The following is a 16,264-nucleotide window of genomic DNA, read 5'->3' as shown; positions in this document are numbered from 1 at the left end:
CAAATCATAGCCATTTAGCCTGTCCGGCGATGATTCCCGCGATGTCAGACGCGTCACGTGGAGGTGGGTCGTCGAAGACGTCCGAACCAGACGGCGAGTTTCCTTACGAGACTGGCAATTGTCTGGCCGGTAACGCCAGAAGCATTTTGCGGTTCATCTGCAACGACCTCGGCACCCGCGGCCCCAGGCCGACGCCGAGCTGGCCGCTCGGACCGGCGCCGCGGCCAAACCCGCTGTGTCACAACGTCTTCGAACTGACAACACCCGTTGCCGGTGTGGATCGAACGTGCTGTTCAGGCGAAAGTCGCGCCCGACCCGTGCGGGTAACGGCGTCACACCGCCGTGGACAGTCCGGAGAACGGTGCGCCGAGGTTCGGGATCGCCGTGACACCCTCGCGACGGGCGTGCGCGGCCGCGCGCCGGATCAGTGCCGCCATCGCGACGAACCCGGCCTGATCGCTCAGCACGAACGGCGTCAGCAGCCGGTTGTGGACGAAGCTGAAGGCCAATCCGCTGGCTGGATCGGCCCAGCCCAGGGAACCGCCGAGCCCCACGTGGCCGAACCCCGGCAGCACACCGGGCAGGGGCAGGCCGTGATACCCGAGATGGAACGACAGCGGCATGATGAGACCGCCGTCGAGGTGCAGGCTCGGGCGCCCGGTCAGACCGTCCACCAGCTCCGAGGACAGGAACTGCCGACCGTCCATCCGGCCGCGGTTGGCGATCGCGCCGTAGACACGGGCCAGCGCACGTGCCGTCGCCACGCCGTTGGCGGCGGGCAGTTCGGTGTCCAGCAGCGAGATGTCGCCCTGGACGGTGGCCTTCATGCCGGGGAAGTACATCGACCCGAAGCCCCCGCTGAACGGCAGGGCGGCGATGCGAGGAGCGACGTGGTTGAACACCGGATTCTGCAGTCGGCTCTGCGGCCCGATGATGCGCGCCGGCTGGGTGGGGGCGTCGCGGGGCGGCCGGCCGAGATGCAGGCCGTCGGTGTCGAGCGGTCCGGCGAGTTCGGTGCGGAACAGCTCCCGCATTCCGCGGCCGGTGACGGCCCTGGCCAGCCCCGACATCAGCCAGCCGTAGGTCAGCGCGTGGTAGGACGGCCGGCCCTTCAGCCAGCCCATGGGCGCGGCGGCCAGACGCTCCTCCATGAGCAGGTGGTCCATCAGGTCCGTACCGGTGGCGCCGTTGAGCTGGGACAGCCCGGCGCGGTGGCGCATCAGCTCGCGCACCGTCACGGCCGCCTTGCCGTTGGCGCCGAACGCCGGCCAGTACTCCGCGACGGGGGCGTCGTAGTCGATCAGACCGCGGTCGGCGAGGCGGTGAATGACCGTGGACGCCATGCCCTTCGTCGCCGAGAACACCATCGCGCCGGTGTCGGCGGTCCACGGCCGCCGGCCCCGCCGGTCGGCCCACCCGGTCCAGACGTCGACGACCGGCTGACCGTCGAGGTACACCGCGAGCGCGCCACCACCGAGGCGACGGTGCGGGAACAGCCGGGAGAAGGCGTTGACGACGAGCGCGAAGTGGGGATCGGCCGCCCCGCGGACGTTGCGCGGTAGAGCCGAGTCCTCGGCATCCCCGGGAAGCGCCGCGCTGCGCTCCCGACGTATGGCCTGCGTCACGTCTGCCATTGTTCACCTGAGCTCTGGCAAACAGTGCGGGGTTACGGATTCGTTAGCAAAACGCGTAGCTGTGCGTCATTCAGGGCGCCCGGTCGACGGCGTCGAGGATCTCCTGGGCGGCCAGCGCGGCCGTCAGATCCCCGTCGCGGACCCGCTGTTCGACGTCGGCGCGCATGGCCCGCACCGCGGCGTTGGACGTCACCCGGTCGAGCATGGCGTCGCGCACCATCGACCACATCCACTCGACCTGCTGCGTGCGCCGCCGCGTGTCGAACTCCCCCGCCTCGGTGAGCACCTGCCGATGCCGCAGCACCGTCTCCCACAGCTCGGACAAGCCGGTGCCCGTCAGAGCGCTCATCGTCAATACCGGTGGGCGCCATAGTGTTTCACGCGGATAGAGCAGACGAATGGCGCCACCGAGCTCGCGCGCCGCCGCCTTCGCCTCGGTCGCGTGCTCGCCGTCGGCCTTGTTCACCACCACGACGTCGGCGAGTTCGAGCACGCCCTTCTTGATGCCCTGCAGTTGGTCGCCGGTGCGGGCGAGCGTCAGGAACACGAAGGTGTCGACCATGTTGGCGACCGTCACCTCGGATTGCCCGACGCCCACCGTCTCGACGAGCACGACGTCGTAGCCGGCCGCCTCCAGGAGCACGATCGTCTCCCTGGTGGCCTTCGCCACCCCGCCGAGCGTGCCCGACGTGGGAGACGGCCGGATGTAGGCCTCGGGGCTGACCGCGAGCCGGGCCATCCGGGTCTTGTCCCCGAGGATGGAACCGCCCGTCCGCGTCGAGGACGGGTCGACGGCGAGTACGGCCACCCGGTGGCCCTGCTCGATGAGGTACATGCCGAGCGCCTCGATGGTCGTCGACTTGCCCACCCCCGGCACGCCGGTGATGCCGACGTGCACCGCGCTGCCCGCCTCGGGCATCAGCTCCATCAGCAGCCGTTGCGCCCGCGCCCGGTGGTCGGTCCTCGTCGACTCGACGAGCGTGATCGCTCTGGCCAGCGCCGAACGGTCGCCGCCGCGAACGGCCTCTGCGAGCTGGGAGGGATCCATCTAGCTCAGGTCATGATCAAGCCGCTCGGCCAGCGTCTGCAGCAGACCGACCGCCGCGTCGGCGATGACCGTGCCCGGCGGGAAGATGGCGGTGGCGCCCGCGGCGTACAGCTCGTCGAAGTCACCGGGCGGGATCACGCCGCCGACGACGACCATGATGTCGGGTCGGCCCACCTCGGCCAGGGCGTCGCGCAGTGCGGGCACCAGCGTGAGATGTCCTGCGGCCAAGGAGGATACGCCGACGACGTGCACGTCGTTGTCCGCGGCCTGGCGGGCCACCTCGTCCGGCGTGGAGAACAGCGAACCGACGTCCACGTCGAACCCGATGTCGGCGAACGCCGTCGCGATGACCTTCTGGCCGCGGTCGTGCCCGTCCTGACCCATCTTCGCGACCAGGATACGCGGCCTGCGGCCGTCGGCTTCGGCGAACTTCTCGACGAGGTCGGTGGCCCTGCGGATGTGATCGACGTCGTGCCCCTTCCCCACTTCGTCCCGGTAGACGCCTGCGATGGTGCGGATCTCGGCCTGGTGGCGTCCGTAGACCTTCTCCATGGCGCCGGAGATCTCCCCGACGGTCGCCTTGGCCCGCGCCGCCGCGATCGCCAGCGCCATCAGGTTGTTCCCCAGGCCATCCTCCCCCGCGAGGCCGGAAGCGCCTGCGGCCCTTGTCAATTCGGCCAGGGCGGCTGCGGTGGCCGCCTCGTCGCGGTCGGCACGCAGCTGCTCGAGCTTGGCGATCTGCTCGGCCCGCACCCTGCTGTTCTCGACCTTGAGGACCTCGACCTCCTGGTCGGAGTCCACCTGGTACTTGTTGATGCCGATGACGGTCTGCGCGCCGGAGTCGATGCGGGCCTGCGTCCGCGCGGCGGCCTCCTCGATGCGCAGCTTCGGAATGCCCTCGTCGATGGCCTGGGCCATGCCACCGTGTTCGGCCACCTCGGCGATGTGGGCGCGGGCCTTCTCGGCCAGCTGGTGGGTCAGCCACTCCACGTAATACGAACCGCCCCAAGGGTCTATCGGCCGCGTCGTGCCGGACTCCTGCTGCAGCAGCAGCTGGGTGTTGCGGGCGATGCGGGCCGAGAAGTCGGTCGGCAGTGCCAGCGCCTCGTCGAGGGCGTTGGTGTGCAGCGACTGCGTGTGGCCCTGCGTGGCCGCCATGGCCTCGACGCACGTGCGCGCGACGTTGTTGAACGGATCCTGCGCGGTGAGCGACCACCCCGAGGTCTGCGAGTGGGTGCGCAGGGACTTCGACTTGTCGTTCTTCGGGTCGAACTGCGCGACGAGTTCGCTCCACAGCAGCCGGCCCGCGCGCAGCTTGGCGACCTCCATGAAGAAGTTCATCCCGATGCCCCAGAAGAACGACAGCCGCGGCGCGAACGTGTCGATCGACAGGCCGGCGTCCAGCCCGGCCTTGATGTACTCCACGCCGTCGGCGAGCGTGTAGGCCAGCTCGAGATCGGCTGTGGCACCGGCTTCTTGGATGTGGTAGCCGGAGATCGAGATGGAGTTGTACTTCGGCATCTTCGCGCTGGTGTAACCGAAGATGTCGGAGATGATGCGCATCGACGGCTTGGGCGGATAGATGTAGGTGTTGCGGACCATGAACTCCTTGAGGATGTCGTTCTGGATGGTCCCCGCCAGCTTCTCCGGCGGCACGCCCTGCTCCTCGGCGGCGGCGACGTAGAGCGCCAGGATCGGCAGCACGGCGCCGTTCATCGTCATGGACACCGACACCGTCGACAGGTCGATGCCGTCGAAGAGCTGGCGCATGTCGAGGATGGAATCGATGGCGACACCGGCCATTCCGACGTCGCCGGCCACCCGTGGGTGGTCGGAGTCGTAGCCGCGGTGGGTCGCCAGGTCGAAGGCGACCGACAGGCCCTTCTGTCCGGCCGCGAGGTTGCGTCGGTAGAACGCGTTGGACTCCGCGGCCGTGGAGAACCCGGCGTACTGGCGGATGGTCCACGGCTGGTTGACGTACATCGTGGGGTACGGCCCGCGGACGAACGGCGGCAGGCCGGGAAGGGTGTCCAGTGGGTAGCCGTCCGCGACGGCGGCGTCGCGGTCCGCGGCGATGAAGACGGGTTTGACGTCGATGCCCTCGGGGGTGGTCCAGACGAGCTGCTCGGCGGTGTGACCATGCGCGTCGGCGGTGGCGGTCATGGCCGCGGCGACCGCGGCCTCGGTCGCGGGCGCGCCCTGCTCGTCGCCGTGCAGGGGCACGTCGGCGAAGCTGGGGATGCCGGGATTCGTGGCTGGTGCCGCGTCGGCGGCCACGTCGGATGTGGTCATGTCAGGCCCCCAACCGGGTGAGCAGGGTCGAAAGTGCGGCGACCGCATCGATCTTGGCGGTCAGGTAGTCATCGGGGCGGTGCTCGGCGTCGGCGACCGCCTTCTCCGGCCCGGCGAGGTACACGTGGGCGATGCCCACCGCGTGGGCGGCCGCCACGATGTCGGACACCTCCTCGGCGTAGCGCGCGTCGGTGCCGCAGACGACGGCGACGGCGGGGTGGCCCGCCTCCGCGGCGGCCTGCGCGACGCCGGCCGGGCTCAGCGTGCCGGGGTTGACGCTCTGCACCCCGCCCGACGCCAGCAGGTTGGCGGCGAACGTCGTGCGGACGTTGTGCTCGGCCAGCGGACCCAGCGGCAGCAGCAGGGCCGTCGGGCGCGCTCCGTTGGCGGCGAGGTAGGCGTCGGAGCGGTCGCGCAGCGCGTCGAATGCCGCGGCGTAGGCGTGCACCGAGGGCGTCGGATGCGGCGGGGCGAGCGGCGCCTCGGCGAGGTTGGGATATTCGTTGACGCCCGTCAGCGCCCTGCGCCGGTGCGCGACGTCCTCGGCGCGCCGGTTCCGCACGGCGGCGATCTCCTCGGCGAGGTGCCCGCCCGCCGCCTCGAACCCTCCCCTGGATTCGAGATCCTGGAAGTGGTGCCACGCCTGCTCGGCGAGGCAGCGCGTCAGGTCCTCGACGAACCACGACCCGCCGCCGGGATCGAGGACGCGGCCCACGTGCGATTCCTCGAGCAGTAGCAGCTGGGTGTTGCGCGCCATCCGACGGGCGAAACTGCGTGCGACACCGGCCAATCCGCCCTCGATGGCGCTGTCGAACTCGAATACCTGGACGGTGTCCGCACCGCCGACGCCGGCACCGAACGCGGCGAGTGTGGTGCGCAGCATGTTCACCCACGGGTCGCGCCGGGTCATCATCGGCCGCGACGTGACGGCGTGAATCGTGGCAGCGCCGGCGTCGGGCTGCCCGAGGACCTCGGCCACCCTGGCCCAGAGCTGACGGGCCGCCCGCAGCTTGGCGATGGTCATGAACTGGTCGTCGTCGGCCGCGAAGCGAAAGGCAATCTGCCGCAAGGCATCCGGTACCGCCAGGCCCCCGTCGCAGAGCGCGCGCAGGTAGGCGACCCCCGCCGCGATCGCCCCGGCGAGCTCCCAGGAGGCACTGGCCCCGAGGTCGTGCAGGCCCGCCCCGTCCACCGTCACGGCGCGGATGCCGCCGCCGAACCCGAGAACCCTCGACGCGGTCGCGACGACGCCGCTCATCGGTGGGGCGTCACGGCCGGTCAGTGCCGCCGCCAGTGGGTCGGCGCCGAGGTCGATCGACAGGGTGGGCTTGGCGTCGTCGGCCATGCCGGACACCAGGGCCAGCAGGGCGTCGGCCGCGCCCACGTAGTCGGCGCCCGCCTCGACGATCACCGGCACCAGCTCGAGGAACACGCCTTCGAGTAGACGGTCCAGATGCGCGACGTCGACACCGTCGGCGCCCACGCGCAGGACCATGGCGCTGACGCCGTCGGACAGTGCGGCCAGCACGTCCCCGTTCCCGTCGGCGACCACGTTCTGCCCGACGGCGGGGAAGCCCTCGGCCACCCCCCATCCCGCGCGCACGTCCCGCAGCGCGTCGGCGCCGCGCACGTAGGGCCACTGTCCCGGCAACGGCGGTTCGGGCAATCCGTCGCGCCCGGTGTAGAGGGGGCTGATCGGAAAACCCTCGTAGGTCGGCGAGTCGAGCAACCGCTCGGGTGCCGCGCCGAGGTCGGCGGGATCCTTGCGGGAACTCTTGGCCAACACCCCGGCGACGGCGGCCCGCCAGGCCTGCAGGTCGGATTCCACGGCGCCGACGCTGGCACTGGACCCCTGTACGGACACCGGCATCTCCCTGTCGTCGCACCTGTGACGGACCACCCTTCCCATCAGGCTAAATGATCGCCATCACGTCACTGCGCCGCGGTCGGGCGTCCCATCGGCCTCGTCGGCGACGGATACGGGTGCACACCACGTACCCTTGAGCAACGTGAAGCCCGTCGTCAGCACGTTGCGCCGGGTCAGTGCGGCCATCGCCATCACGGCACGCCAGGTCCCCCGCCGCCGGCTGGTGACCATCGCGATCGCCGGTGTGATCCTCGTCGCACTGGTCCTGCTGGTGCCGTTGCCCAACGCGCTGCAGCTACGCGACTGGGCCCGCTCGGCGGGTCCGTGGTTTCCGCTGGCGTTCCTGGCCGCCCACGTGGTGGTGACCGTCCTGCCCTTCCCGCGCACCGCGTTCACCCTCGCCGCGGGCCTGCTGTTCGGACCGCTGCTGGGCGTCGGGATCGCGCTGGTCGCCAGCACGCTGAGCGCGGTGATCGCGCTCGCCCTGGTGCGCGCCGCCGGCTGGCAGCTCGACCAGATGGTGCGCCATCCGCGGATCGACGCGATGAACGAGAGCCTCCAGCACCGCGGCTGGCTCACGGTGTTGTCGATGCGGATGATTCCGGTGGTGCCGTTCTCGGTGCTGAACTACGCCGCAGGCGCGTCGGCGATTCGCGTGCTGCCCTACACGTTGGCCACCCTCGTCGGCTTGCTGCCGGGCACCGCCGCCATCGTGCTCTTCGGCGATGCGCTGACGGGGCACGTCAGCCCGCTGCTGCTCGTGATCTCCTCGAGCACCGCCGGGCTGGGCGTGGTGGGGCTGCTCTACGAGTCGCGCAGTCACCGCCGGCGTCAGGCCGCATCGGAGACCGTCGAGGAGACCGAGGCGCCCGCCGTCACGCCCTGACGGCGGCTTCGTGGAGCACGGGCTACTGGGAGCCGTGCCGGGGCGCCGACTGATCGGCCGACCGGCCGTAGTCCACCGCGGGCGGCTGAGCCTGCTGGGACAGCGGGGCGTACTGCGTCGGCCCGTCGATCGCGCCGGCCACGGGGGTGCGCGCCTCGGCAACGGCTTGGGCGACGGCCTGCGCGATCTCGGGATCGGTCTTCGTGTTGAACCACTCGGCGACCTCGGCGGAGTCGTCCTCGGGCTTGGGCAGGTCCCCGTCGACCGGTGAGGGCGTGTACCGGAACACGCCGTCCTCACCCGGGGCGCCGAGCATCTTGGTGAAGCCCTGCAGCGCCGATCCGAAGTCGCTCGGCACGACCCAGACCTTGTTGGCCTCGCCCTTGGCCATCAGCGGCAGCGTCTGCAGGTACTGGTAGGCCAGCAGTTCGGGGGTCGGGCGCCCCGCCTTGATGGCCGCGAAGGTCTTCTCGATGGCCTTCGCCTGACCCTGGGCCTGCAGGTAGGACGCGGCACGTTCGCCCTGCGCGCGCAGCATGCGCGACTGGCGGTCGGCCTCGGCGGCGAGGATCGCGGCCTGCTTGGCGCCCTCGGCGGAGAGGATCTGCGCCTGCTTCTGGCCTTCGGCCTGCTTGATCGACGCCTCCCGGTTGCCCTCGGCCGTCAGGATCATGGCGCGCTTCTCGCGGTCGGCGCGCATCTGCTTCTCCATCGAGTCCTGGATCGACGGTGGCGGATCGATCGAGCGCAGCTCGACCCGCGCGACGCGCAGCCCCCAGCGTCCGGTCGCCTCGTCGAGCACCCCGCGCAGCTGACCGTTGATCTGGTCGCGCGACGTCAGCGCCTGCTCGAGGGTCATGCCGCCGACGACGTTGCGCAGTGTCGTGGTGGTGAGCTGCTCGACGCCGACGATGTAGTTGCTGATCGCGTAGACGGCGGCCTTGGGCTCGGTGACCTGGAAATAGACGACGGTGTCGATGTTGACCGTCAGGTTGTCCTCGGTGATCACGGGTTGCGGGGGGAAGCTCACCACCCGCTCGCGCAGGTCCACCCTGGCCCGCACCTTGTCGACGAAGGGCAGCAGCAGCGTCAGCTGACCGGAGACGGTCTTGCTGTAGCGCCCCAGCCGTTCGATGACGGCAGCCTCGGCCTGGGGAATGACCTTGACGGACTTGACGACCACGATGATGGCGAAGATCACCAGCACGGCAGCCACGACGAGTCCGAAGACGGCACCTTCCATTGCGAATCCCTTCTAGCGTCAGTCGGTCTTGAAGACCACGGCGGTGGCTCCGTCGATGCGCACGACCGTGACGTGATCGCCGGGTTCGTACACGTCGTCCTCATTCATGGGGCGGGCGGTCCACACCTCGCCGTCGAGCTTCACCCGGCCCTCGTGCCGGGCGACCTGATCGAGCACGAGCGCACTCTTGCCCTCCAGTGCCCGCATCGGTTCCGGTAGTCCGGGACCCGCCGCGAATCGCCGGCGAAGCGTGGGGCGCACCACCAACAGCAGCAGGATCGAGACGACGGCGAACACCGCCCCGTCCACCCAGACCGGGCCCCCGAACACCGCCTCCGCGCCGGCGGCCGAAAGGGCGCCACCACTGAGCATGAGGAGGAACAGATCACCGGTCAGGGCCTCCGCACCGGCAAGGGCGAGCGCCGCGACCAGCCAGATCAGCGCTCCCATGGCTCCAGCCTACGCGGGTGATCCGCCCTCGCCGCCGTCTCCAACTACACTCCGTAAGTCATGTGGTGCCCCAGTGTCTCCCTGTCGGTGTGGGCCAACGCCTGGTTGGCGGGGGTCGCCGCTCCCGACGACGTGCTCGATGCGTTGTCCCTATGGGCGCCAAGGCATTCGGTGACGGCGTATGACTCCGTGGCGGCCGATCGGACCGGTCTGCCGTGGCCGGATCTGACCGACGCGGGTGCGGTGTCGATGCTGCAAACCCTGCGCACGGCCGCCGGCCCCCCGTCCGGTGAACCGGTCATCGCCCTGGCGCTGCCGATCCCCGGTGACGTACGGGGTCTGGTGGCCGGGACGCAGTTCACCGCCGACGCGCTCTCGGCGGGTGAGGCCATCACGGTGTCCTACCGCGGGACGAGTGCGGTGGGTCTGGTCCCCGAGTTCGCCTACGACGAGAGCGATGTCGACGACGCGTCCGGTGACGACGACTCCGGCGATCACTACCCCGAACCGGTGGCCCTGTCGTGGACGGTCTACTCGCTGCCGACGGTGCCCGTGGCCGAGCACCTCGACCTCGGCCACGCCGAGTACGAACTGCGGGCGGCCGTGCGCTCGGCGGCCGACGCGCTCGGCACGCTGCGGGCCGGCATGACGTCGCTGGACGTCGCCGATCCGCGCGGCCTCGTCGAACAGATCCTCGAGTCCGCCCGGCTGCACCACGCGCCCGACCACGCCCCCGAGCGGGCCCTGCGGGTGCTGGAGAACGCCGCGCACGTCGACGCCATCATCACGGTCAGCGCCGGGTTGATGCCCATCGGGCTGCAATCGTCGTCGGAGATGCGACTGGCCAACGACGCGCTGCGCCCGCTGTCCGGCGTGGTGCGTTCGGCGCGGATGGCTGCCGTCAGCGCGATCCTGTACTCGGCGTGGAGAAGATAGCGGTGCACCGCGGCGACGACGGACACGGCGTCCCGTTGACGTTGAAGCCGCAGCCCGCCACGGGGTCGGGGCCCGGGACGCGCGCCGCGGGGCCGCCGGTGCGCATCTCGTCGATGAGGTCGACGATCAGTCGCGCGTAGCGCGGGTCGGCATTGGGCGTGGTCGTGCGGGCCATCACGATGCCCGCCGCGTCGGCCTGCTCGCGGAGCTCGTTGTCGAGGTCCCACACCACCTCGATGTGGTCGGCGACGAACCCGATGGGACACACGATCACGGCCTTGGTGCCCGCCGCGGCCAGTGTCGAAAGATGTTCGCCCACATCGGGTTCCAGCCACGGCACCTGCGGTGGTCCCGAACGCGACTGCCATACCTGGTCGTAGTCGGGGCAACCCGCCGCCGCGGCGACGAGCCGGGTCGCATACGCCACCTGGCGGCTGTAGATGCGTGGTCCCTGGCGCTCGTCGGCGGCGACCGGAACCGAGTGCGCGGTGAAGATCACCCTGGCGTCATCGCACAACTCGTCCGGCAGCGACGCCCGCGCGGCCTCGAGGCCCTCGGCGAACATCTCCACGAACAGCGGGTGGTCGAAGTAGTGCCGCAGCTTGATCAGCTCCGGCGCGCCCTCCCCCACGGCGGCGCGGGCGCGGGCGACGTCTTCGTTGTACTGCGTGCACCCCGAATAGCCGCCCCAGGCCGACGTCACGAACACCGCGGCGCGACGGACGCCGTCGTCGCGCATCCTGGCCACGGTGTCCTCGACGTACGGCTCCCAGTTGCGGTTGCCGAAGTAGACGGGCAGCGTCTCGCCGCGGCCCTCGAGCTCGATCCTCAGCGTCTCGATCAGGGCGCGGTTGATGCCGTTGATCGGTGACACCCCGCCGAAGTGCAGGTAGTGCTCGGCCACGCCGTCGAGCCGTTCCGGCGGGATGTTCCTCCCCCGCGTCACGTTCTCCAGGAAAGGCCGCACCTGCTCCGGTCCTTCGGGCCCCCCGAAGGACAGCAGCAGGATGGCGTCGAAGTTCATGTCGGTCAAGGGGTCACAGCAGCTGAGTGTGGGCGCCGCCGTCGGCGTAGACGACCGTGCCGGTGGTGGCGGGCAGCCAGTCCGACAGCAGCGCACAGACCGTCTTGGCGACCGGGGTGGGGTCCTTCATGTTCCATCCGATGGGGGCACGCTGATCCCAGCCCTCCTCGAGCAGCTTCATCTGGTCACCGGCCTCCGCGCCGAGCGCGCCACCGACGATGGCGCTCATGGCGAGCGTCCGAATCGGGCCTGCCGCAACGAGATTGGACCGCACGCCGTAGGCGCCCGCCTCGCGCGCCACGAAGCGGTTCACCGACTCCAGCGCGCTCTTGGCGACCGTCATCCAGTTGTAGGCGGGCATCGCGCGGGTCGGGTCGAAGTCCATGCCCACGATGCCGCCGCCGGGGTTCATGATCGGCAGCACGGCCTTGGCCAGCGAGGCGTAGGAGTACGCCGAGATGTGGATGCCCTTCGCGACGTCCTCGTACGGGGCGTCGAAGAACGGGTTGACGCCCATGCCCGTCTGCGGCATGAAGCCGATCGAGTGCACGACGCCGTCGAGCCGGTTGCCCTCGCCGATGACCTCGCTGACCCGGGCGGCCAGCGTGTCGAGGTGCTCGGAGTTCTGCACGTCGAGTTCGAGCAGCGGCGCCGGGTTCGGCAGCCGGTCGGTGATCCGCTTGATCAGTCGCAGCCGGTCGAAGCCGGTGAGCACCAGTTCGGCACCCGCCTCCTGGGCGACCTTGGCGATGTGGAAGGCGATCGACGAGTCGGTGATGATCCCCGTGACGAGGATGCGCTTGCCCTCGAGAAACCCTGCCATGTAAAAGTCCTTACTGTCGAAGCGATGTCGAGAAGTGTCAGTGCCCCATGCCCATGCCGCCATCGACCGGGATGACCGCTCCCGCGATGTAGGAGGCGTCCTCGGACGCCAGGAAGCTGACCGCCCCCGCGACCTCCTCGGCGGTGCCGACCCGCTTGGCGGGGATGAAGTCCAGCGCCCCGGCCTGGATGCGCTCGTCGAGCGAGCGGGTCATCTCGGTGTCGATGTAGCCGGGTGCGACCACGTTGGCGGTGACGCCCGCCTTGGACAGCTCCCGGGAGATCGACCGGGCCATGCCGATCAGGCCCGCCTTGGCCGCCGCATAGTTGGCCTGGTTGCCGATACCCCACATGCCCGACACCGAGCCGATGAAGATGATGCGCCCGAACCGCTTGCGCTGCATGCTTCGCGAGGCCCGCTGTGCGACGCGGAACGCCCCGGTGAGGTTGGCGTCGATGACGTTGGTGAACCGCTCCTCGGTCATCCGCATGAGGAACGCGTCCTGCGAGATGCCCGCATTGGAGACCAGCACCTCCACCGGACCCTGGTGCTCCTCGACCTCGGTGAAGGCACGGTCGACGGCCTCGCCGTCGGTCACGTCGCAGACGACGCCGTAGAGGCCCTCGGGTGCGCCGGAGCCGCGATGGGTGACGGCGACGCGGTGCCCGTCGGCGGCCAACCGCTCGGCGATCGCCAGGCCTATTCCACGGTTGCCACCGGTGACCAGCACGGAGCGCGACACGAATTCTGGCATGCCCGCCAACCTATCGTGCGGCCGTCGCGACCCTGAAATCAGCCGGGCAGACGGCGATTGACGAGCAGGGCGACCAACGCCGCGAGCGCCAGCACCAACGAGCCGAGCCGCAGCCAGCCCACGCTGGCGTCGCCCTTGACCGTCTCGTAGCCGATCTGGTCCTGCAGCGTCGTGAACACCTGCTTCAGCTGCTCGAGACTCGATGCGCTGTAAGCACTTCCGCCGGACAGCTCGGCGATCTTGCGCAGGGTCTCGTCGTCGATCGGCACCGGTTGGCGCTGGTCGTTGATCTCGACGTAGCCGTACTTCGTGCCGAACGACACCGTGGAGATGGGCACGCCCTGATCGTTGGCCGTCCTGGCGGCCGTGTAGGCGCCCTTCGGGTTGTCCGGGTTGGACGGCACGGTCTCCTTGCCGTCCGACATCAGCACGATGCGCGCGGGGGGCGGTGCGTCACCGCCGCCGATGACCGCGCCGACGGTCGCGATGGCCTGCAGCGCGGTGAAGATGCCCTCGCCGGTCGCGGTGCGGTCGGCCAGCTGCAGCTTGTCGATCGCAGCTTTGCTGGCGTCGCGGTTGGTGGTCGGTGAGACGAGTACCGTCGCGGTGCCCGCGTAGGCGATGAGGCCGAGGTTGATGCCGGGGGTGAGCTGGTCGGCGAACTGCTTGGCCGCCTCCTGGGCCGCGGCCAGCCGGCTCGGCGCGACGTCGGTGGCGCGCATCGACTGCGACACGTCGATCACCAGCATCACCACGGCGCGGTTGCGGGGCGTCCGCACGTCGTTCGTCGGTCCCGCCATGGCGATCGTGAACGACACCAGCGACAGGACCAGCAGGATCGCCGACACGTGGCGCCAGCGCGACGGCCGTTTCGGCGCCACGCTCTCCAGCAGCTCCATGTTGGCGAACCGCAGCATGCGCTTCTGCCTGGCCACCTGGACGATGACGTACAGCGCGACCAAGGCGGCGACCACGAGCAGGAAGAGGAAGAACCACGGGCTCTTGAAGCCGGACAGGCTGATGGGTCCGAGGATTGGTAACGTCATGTCCCACTTGTCATTTCGTTGATCGGTGCGCGAACGCTCATCGGGACGCGAGCGCTCCCCGGCGGCGATTCGCCACGAACCTCACGACGTCGTTGATCCAGTCGCGGTCCGTGCGCAACGTCAGCAGCGGCGCGTTGCAGCGCCGCAGGGTGCGGGCGACGTCGGCGCGGTGGGACTCGGCCGCCCTGGCGAAGTCGTCCCGCAGCTGCGCGTCGATAGTGAACTCCCGGGTGACGCCGCTCTCGGTGTCCTGCAGGATCACGTCGCCCACGTCGGGCAGCTCGACGTCGCGCGGATCGATGACCTCGATGCCGAGCACCTCGTGGCGTCCGGCGATCGCGCGCAGGGGCCGCATCCAGTCGATGGGCCCGAGGAAGTCGCTGATGATGACGGCCATGCCGCGCCGGCGTTCGGGCCGCCGCAACGCGTCGATGGCGGCCGAGAGGTCACCCCGCACGCCGAGCGGCGCCCGCGGCATGGTGGCGATGGCCCGCAGCAGTTCGTGTTCGTGGATGCGGCCGCTGAGCGCGGGCACCCGCCGCGTCGAGTCCCCGTTGGTGATCACCGCACCGAGGCGGTTGCCGCCGCCACTGTTGAGGAACGCGATGGCCGCGGCGGCCGCGACCGCCAGGTCACGCTTCTCGCAACCCGCGGTGCCGAAGTCCAGGCTCGCGGAGACGTCGACCACGAGCCAGGTCTCCAGCTCGCGGTCGGCGATCATCTGCCGCACGTGCGGCGTCGTGGTGCGGGCGGTCACCGACCAGTCCATCCGGCGGACGTCGTCGCCCGGCTGGTAGACGCGGGAGTCCCCCGGTTCGGAGCCCGGCCCCGGCACCAGACCCTGGTGGTCGCCGTGCAGCACGCCGTCGAGCTTGCGGCGAACGGTCAGCTCGAGTTTGCGCAGCGCCGCCGACAGTTCCGGGTCCCTGATCTGACCGCGCTGCAGCGACGGCAGATCGACGCGGGACGACGGGCCGCCCGATGGGCGGGTCACCGACCGCCGGCCGCCGCCGGGGTGGGCATCGCGGGCGCCACCGAATGCCCTTGTTGCGGAATGGCATTCACCTGCGGAAGGGCGACGGTCTGCATGATCCGGTTGATCACGGTTTCCGCGGACACCTCGTCGGCCAGCGCGTCGTAGGTGAGCACCAGGCGGTGGCGCAGCACGTCGGGGATGACCTCGACGACGTCCTGCGGGATGACGTAGTCGCGCCCACGGACCAGGGCCAGCGCCCGCGATGCGGCGATGATGCCCAGCGAGGCGCGCGGCGAGGCGCCATAGGCGATCCACGCCTTGGCGTCGGGCATGCCGAACTTCTCCGGCTCGCGGGTGGCCGTGACGATGCGGACCACGTAGTCGACGAGCGCGTGGTGGACGAAGATGCCCGCCGCGATGTCCTGCAGTCGCAACAGGTCACCGGTGTTGAGGATCTGCTTCGGCTGCGGCGGCGTCACGCCCATCCGGTAGATGATCTCGCGCTCTTCCTCCGGCGACGGGTAGTCGACGTTGAGCTTGAACAGGAACCGGTCGCGCTGCGCCTCGGGCAGTGAGTACACGCCCTCCTGCTCGATCGGGTTCTGCGTGGCCATCACCAGGAACGGGCTCGGCAGCGGGAAGGTCTTGCCGCCCAGGGACACCTTGCGCTCGGCCATGACCTCCAGCAGCGCCGACTGCACCTTCGCCGGGGCCCGGTTGATCTCGTCGGCCAGCAGGAAGTTGACCATCACCGGACCGAGCTCGATGTCGAACTCCTCCTTGCCCGCCCGGTAGATCCGGGTGCCGACGATGTCGGTGGGGACCAGGTCGGGGGTGAACTGGATGCGCGCGAACGTGCCACCGACGACCTTTGCGAAGGTCTCGACCGCCAGGGTCTTGGCCACGCCGGGAACGCCTTCGAGCAGGACGTGCCCCTTGGCGAGCAACCCGACCAGCATGCGCTCGACCAGCTGGTCCTGTCCGACGATGATGCGCTTGACCTCGAAGATCGCCCGCTCCAGCGTGTGCACCTCCTGCTGCAGGCCGCCGTTGGCGGAAGGTCCCTGCTGAGGTCCACCGGGAGGAAAGCCTTGCGCCGGGGGTTGCCCTGGGAAACCTCCTGCGCCCTGCTGCGGCCCACTCGGTGACGTCATTCAGTTTCCTCCCACGTGTTTCTGGTCCGGGGTTGAGATCAGACCGCTGGTCGTACGTGCTGCCATGGCGCCAGGGCCACTCGGCGGACGCTCGCCGTCAACTATTCCAGGCGGTTCGAGATCCGTCGACG

Annotated in this window: 14 protein-coding genes; 2 read left to right on the top strand and 12 right to left on the bottom strand. The window is 70.0% G+C overall.

The annotated features are described in order from the left end of the window. Positions 1-332: 332 nt before the first annotated feature. From lipL to mutA, 4 genes are all read right to left on the bottom strand, one after another. A complete protein-coding gene (gene lipL, locus G6N60_RS13085) occupies positions 333-1,625 on the bottom strand; it encodes an esterase/beta-lactamase LipL (RefSeq protein WP_372510999.1) in 1,293 nt (430 codons plus the stop codon). Between the two features lie 79 nt (positions 1,626-1,704). Further along, positions 1,705-2,682, bottom strand: a complete 978-nt coding sequence (gene meaB, locus G6N60_RS13080) for a methylmalonyl Co-A mutase-associated GTPase MeaB (protein ID WP_163737614.1) — start codon at positions 2,680-2,682, stop codon at positions 1,705-1,707. Continuing rightward, positions 2,683-4,974, bottom strand: coding sequence for a methylmalonyl-CoA mutase (scpA, locus tag G6N60_RS13075; protein WP_163737611.1), 2,292 nt, complete (start codon positions 4,972-4,974; stop codon positions 2,683-2,685). It lies immediately after the preceding gene. 1 nt (position 4,975) lies between these two features. After that, positions 4,976-6,844 (bottom strand): methylmalonyl-CoA mutase small subunit, encoded by a 1,869-nt coding sequence (gene mutA / locus G6N60_RS13070; RefSeq protein ID WP_163737608.1) that lies wholly within the window; start codon positions 6,842-6,844, stop codon positions 4,976-4,978. A 139-nt stretch (positions 6,845-6,983) separates the two neighbouring features. Here mutA and G6N60_RS13065 point away from each other — a divergent pair, with 139 nt between their 5' ends. Further along, positions 6,984-7,727, top strand: a complete 744-nt coding sequence (locus G6N60_RS13065) for a TVP38/TMEM64 family protein (protein WP_163737605.1) — start codon at positions 6,984-6,986, stop codon at positions 7,725-7,727. Positions 7,728-7,749: 22 nt separating this feature from the next. On the opposite strand, the gene G6N60_RS13060 is transcribed toward G6N60_RS13065, so the two are convergent. Together G6N60_RS13060 and G6N60_RS13055 are read right to left on the bottom strand one after the other, a co-directional pair. Next, positions 7,750-8,970, bottom strand: coding sequence for an SPFH domain-containing protein (locus G6N60_RS13060; RefSeq protein ID WP_163737602.1), 1,221 nt, complete (start codon positions 8,968-8,970; stop codon positions 7,750-7,752). An 18-nt stretch (positions 8,971-8,988) separates the two neighbouring features. Then, positions 8,989-9,420: an NfeD family protein gene (locus tag G6N60_RS13055; RefSeq protein WP_163737599.1), complete on the bottom strand. Its 432-nt coding sequence runs from the start codon at positions 9,418-9,420 to the stop codon at positions 8,989-8,991. Between the two features lie 60 nt (positions 9,421-9,480). On the opposite strand from G6N60_RS13055, the gene G6N60_RS13050 reads away from it, so the two are divergent. Then, positions 9,481-10,356 carry an Rv1486c family protein gene (locus G6N60_RS13050; RefSeq protein WP_163737596.1) on the top strand — a complete coding sequence of 292 codons (876 nt, stop codon included), beginning with the start codon at positions 9,481-9,483 and terminating at the stop codon, positions 10,354-10,356. Here the strand turns inward: G6N60_RS13050 and G6N60_RS13045 are convergent. Genes G6N60_RS13045 through moxR1 form a run of 6 tightly spaced genes read right to left on the bottom strand, consistent with a single transcriptional unit; the run spans position 10,322 to position 16,133 of the window. Beyond that, positions 10,322-11,380 carry a ferrochelatase gene (locus G6N60_RS13045; RefSeq protein WP_163743892.1) on the bottom strand — a complete coding sequence of 353 codons (1,059 nt, stop codon included), beginning with the start codon at positions 11,378-11,380 and terminating at the stop codon, positions 10,322-10,324. The genes G6N60_RS13050 and G6N60_RS13045 overlap by 35 nt on opposite strands. Positions 11,381-11,393: 13 nt before the next feature. Then, the gene (gene inhA, locus G6N60_RS13040) at positions 11,394-12,203 is read right to left on the bottom strand and encodes an NADH-dependent enoyl-ACP reductase InhA (RefSeq protein ID WP_163737593.1); all 810 of its coding nucleotides are present in this window, start codon (positions 12,201-12,203) and stop codon (positions 11,394-11,396) included. 37 nt (positions 12,204-12,240) lie between these two features. Beyond that, positions 12,241-12,957, bottom strand: a complete 717-nt coding sequence (gene fabG1 / locus G6N60_RS13035) for a 3-oxoacyl-ACP reductase FabG1 (RefSeq protein ID WP_163737590.1) — start codon at positions 12,955-12,957, stop codon at positions 12,241-12,243. 38 nt (positions 12,958-12,995) lie between these two features. Then, positions 12,996-14,003, bottom strand: a complete 1,008-nt coding sequence (locus G6N60_RS13030) for a VWA domain-containing protein (RefSeq protein ID WP_163737587.1) — start codon at positions 14,001-14,003, stop codon at positions 12,996-12,998. A 37-nt stretch (positions 14,004-14,040) separates the two neighbouring features. Further along, complete coding sequence (locus G6N60_RS13025; RefSeq protein WP_163737582.1) at positions 14,041-14,997, bottom strand: DUF58 domain-containing protein; 957 nt, start codon at positions 14,995-14,997, stop codon at positions 14,041-14,043. Beyond that, positions 14,994-16,133: a chaperone MoxR1 gene (gene moxR1, locus G6N60_RS13020; protein ID WP_163737579.1), complete on the bottom strand. Its 1,140-nt coding sequence runs from the start codon at positions 16,131-16,133 to the stop codon at positions 14,994-14,996. Before moxR1 ends, G6N60_RS13025 begins: the two co-directional genes overlap by 4 nt. Positions 16,134-16,264 lie beyond the last annotated feature (131 nt).

Origin of the sequence: Mycolicibacterium madagascariense, from assembly GCF_010729665.1 — a bacterium.
GTDB lineage: Bacteria > Actinomycetota > Actinomycetes > Mycobacteriales > Mycobacteriaceae > Mycobacterium > Mycobacterium madagascariense.
This window is presented reverse-complemented; position numbering and strand designations above follow the sequence as displayed.

Coding starts and splice junctions, on each gene's coding strand:
- meaB (WP_163737614.1), bottom strand. CDS start 2,682: ATGGATCCCTCCCAGCTCGCAGAGGCCGTTCGCGGCGGCGACCGTTCG.
- scpA (WP_163737611.1), bottom strand. CDS start 4,974: ATGACCACATCCGACGTGGCCGCCGACGCGGCACCAGCCACGAATCCC.
- mutA (WP_163737608.1), bottom strand. CDS start 6,844: ATGCCGGTGTCCGTACAGGGGTCCAGTGCCAGCGTCGGCGCCGTGGAA.
- G6N60_RS13060 (WP_163737602.1), bottom strand. CDS start 8,970: ATGGAAGGTGCCGTCTTCGGACTCGTCGTGGCTGCCGTGCTGGTGATC.
- G6N60_RS13055 (WP_163737599.1), bottom strand. CDS start 9,420: ATGGGAGCGCTGATCTGGCTGGTCGCGGCGCTCGCCCTTGCCGGTGCG.
- G6N60_RS13050 (WP_163737596.1), top strand. CDS start 9,481: ATGTGGTGCCCCAGTGTCTCCCTGTCGGTGTGGGCCAACGCCTGGTTG.
- G6N60_RS13045 (WP_163743892.1), bottom strand. CDS start 11,380: ATGAACTTCGACGCCATCCTGCTGCTGTCCTTCGGGGGGCCCGAAGGA.
- inhA (WP_163737593.1), bottom strand. CDS start 12,203: ATGGCAGGGTTTCTCGAGGGCAAGCGCATCCTCGTCACGGGGATCATC.
- fabG1 (WP_163737590.1), bottom strand. CDS start 12,957: ATGCCAGAATTCGTGTCGCGCTCCGTGCTGGTCACCGGTGGCAACCGT.
- G6N60_RS13030 (WP_163737587.1), bottom strand. CDS start 14,003: ATGACGTTACCAATCCTCGGACCCATCAGCCTGTCCGGCTTCAAGAGC.
- moxR1 (WP_163737579.1), bottom strand. CDS start 16,133: ATGACGTCACCGAGTGGGCCGCAGCAGGGCGCAGGAGGTTTCCCAGGG.